This window comes from Bradyrhizobium sp. F1.13.3 (genome assembly GCF_040548265.1).
Taxonomy (GTDB): domain Bacteria; phylum Pseudomonadota; class Alphaproteobacteria; order Rhizobiales; family Xanthobacteraceae; genus Bradyrhizobium.
Window position 1 is genome coordinate 1 of record NZ_JBEPRI010000009.1, and the last position, 2,500, is coordinate 2,500.

3 protein-coding genes are annotated in these 2,500 nt (G+C 60.3%); 2 read left to right on the forward strand and 1 reads right to left on the reverse strand.

The features are described 5' to 3' along the window. A partial coding sequence (locus ABIB66_RS23470) for a hypothetical protein (protein ID WP_354255849.1) occupies positions 1-234 on the forward strand: 234 nt, incomplete at its 5' end. Between the two features lie 636 nt (positions 235-870). After that, on the forward strand, positions 871-1,212 hold the full coding sequence (locus ABIB66_RS23475; RefSeq protein ID WP_354207914.1) for a DUF6984 family protein: 342 nt from the start codon (positions 871-873) through the stop codon (positions 1,210-1,212). An 87-nt stretch (positions 1,213-1,299) separates the two neighbouring features. Here the strand turns inward: ABIB66_RS23475 and ABIB66_RS23480 are convergent, their stop codons facing one another. Beyond that, positions 1,300-2,385 carry an SDR family oxidoreductase gene (locus ABIB66_RS23480; protein WP_354207912.1) on the reverse strand — a complete coding sequence of 362 codons (1,086 nt, stop codon included), beginning with the start codon at positions 2,383-2,385 and terminating at the stop codon, positions 1,300-1,302. Positions 2,386-2,500: the final 115 nt, after the last annotated feature.

Below are 2,500 nucleotides of genomic sequence, written 5' to 3' on the forward strand. Positions count from 1 at the left end.
GGCCCATCATGGATCGACCTCGCCGAGATTCGCGTCAACACAACGGAATCACGGTTCGTGACTTGTCTCAACCGACTTTTGCAACAAAATCGGCCAAAAGCCGCTATTGCACTTTGGACCGGATACGCCCCCTATGTGGCCAACAGCAGCCACGCTAAATCTCTTCGACACGGAGCGGCACAACTGTTTCCGCTGCATGATTTCTCCCGGGCCAATTTCCCCAAACGACTCTAGCGTCGAAATTCCTACCGTGGCAGCGAACGTTTATCACATCGCCCACAATAGGCGCGCGCCCCTCAAAATAGTTCTCATCGCGACCAAGCTCCTTCTCGGTCACAAGGTCTCCTGATTTCAGAATAATTCGTTTGACCCAGTACGGCACGCCGCAATCCTTTTCTCGGGCGGAGGCGATCGACGCAAACGGAAGAGCGGCCATATCGCGAGCGACGAAACAATCCACCAAAAGCCAAGGAGGCATAGCCCAAACCAAAGATGATGCGCACCTTGGCTGACCGACCCCAGAAAGCATCTTACGCCTGTCGGTGGACATAGCGCGTTTGAAACACGAACCAGCCAGGTTGCTGGCGTCCAAACGATCAAGAAAAAGGGCCGTATCACTTCATGACTTAAAGCACCTGCTGCTATCATGCCTGAGGCGCAGAGTAGTCCGACCAGCAAGTGCAAAATCAGTCGCATTCGTGTTGGCAACCTCGCTCTCGGTCTAAGGAGAATAGCAAGAACGAGACTATGTCCGCTACGATCAAAAGCTGCAATTGCGCTTTGTGCCGGACACGTCCGCCATGGGTCAGAACGGACATCGCGAGCGCGCCGTGATAGAGCCAATGCACGTTAGCCGCTACGAGAAAGAACATGCCACGCCCACTCACCCCCGCAGAGCGTGATCTGGTTATCTTTGTTTTAGGTCAGCATTCATCCTTGCAAGACCATTTTGGCCTCGTCGAGGACATGAACGACGGTGGGATGGGTAGCCTTCTTTTTGTCGGTGCGGCAGACCGGCGTTTCGGCCGATGCATTGGCGAATGCGAACTCGACGATGCCGATGGAGTGCTAGTATCGGTCGCGTTGAACCTCGATCAGCGCGACGAGCTATTTGAGCTTGATCTCTGGAAAGTCGACTTTTCGCCGTTACAGAGGATCGCCGCCCTAAGTGATGTCCGACCCTCACGGTGGTTGCGACAGAAGCTCAGATAAGCCAGACTTGAAGCCGTTCGAACTGGCTCGGCCAGAGGACCGCTCCCGATCTGACAAACACCCCGGAATATCCGCTTTGGTTCTCCGTCAGGGCAGCAGCCGCTCTTGCTTCGCCTGCCTGAACCACTTCCGGAACATGTCCTCGGTGTCCATCATCTCGGTGAAGCCAGCGCGGTTGATCTTCACGGTCGAGACGATCGAGGGCGGACCGGATTCGGTCTGGCCGTAGCGCAGGCTGTAATCGGCGTATTGGAAGGAGAGGCCGACGAATTCGGCCAGCGCAGGCGATGCCAGGTCGTGCTTGCGCCGCAGCGCATCCCAGGGGCCGCTCCATAATGGAGACTCCCTGGCGAGCGACAGCGGGACCGGCTTGCCGGGCTTCATCCCCAGCGCATCGGCGACCGCAGGCCAGATGTTCTCCCAGGTGAAGACGTCGCCATTGGTCACGTTGAAGGCCTCGTTGCGCGCGGCCTGGGCCTCCCCCGACCAGGCGATCGCGCGGGCGAGGAGATCGACATCGACGGCCTGCGCGACGCGCGCGGCGCCGCCGGGAAAATCGAGCGGCCTACCCTGCTCCCGCAGCATCGCGGCGTAGACGCCGAGCGGTGGAATCAGGTCCATGGCGCCGCCCATGGCGAGGCCGACGATCAGCACCGGCCGCAGGATGCTCCAATGCCAAGCCTTGCCGGCTTGGAGGTCGCGCAAGAAGTTTTCCTGCGCCCAGTAGAAGTTGGGCTGCTCGTACATTTCGGAGCGGCCTTCGCGGGCCGGCACGGTCAAGGGGCGCACGTGGACACCGTAGGCCTTGGTGCCCTGCAGCAGAGCGACGTGCCTGAGGTCGGGCGCCACGGGCTCGAGCGCGCCCATCAGATTGCGCAGCATCAGGTCGTTGGTCTTGATCTGCTGCGGGTCACGCCAGCCGTCGACGAGCTGCGGCGCCTCGTAGAGCGCGGCGTAGATCAGATGCGTGGCGCCGCTCAATTCCGAGGCGGCACGCCGGCAATCCGCTGCGCTGGTCAGGTCGATCGGGACATGGCGAGCGCCGTAGAGATCGCGCGGCTTCCGCCGGGACAGGGCAATGACATCGCACCCGCCCGACTTGCCGAAGTGTCGCAACGCGGCATTGCCGACGAGACCGCTCGCTCCGGCAACCACGACCTTTTTGCCTGTCATTCGCAACCCTCCTGGTTTTTGCGTGAGTGAATAGCAGATCGTTGACAGGCACGACTTGCGTCACGCCGGCGTTCGCACCTGCGAGGCGCCCATGAGACTTGAGACGTGGGACTTG

Excerpts from the sequence above, each read along its gene's own strand:
- ABIB66_RS23475 (WP_354207914.1), top strand. The coding sequence starts at position 871 with ATGCCACGCCCACTCACCCCCGCAGAGCGTGATCTGGTTATCTTTGTT.
- ABIB66_RS23480 (WP_354207912.1), bottom strand. The coding sequence starts at position 2,385 with ATGACAGGCAAAAAGGTCGTGGTTGCCGGAGCGAGCGGTCTCGTCGGC.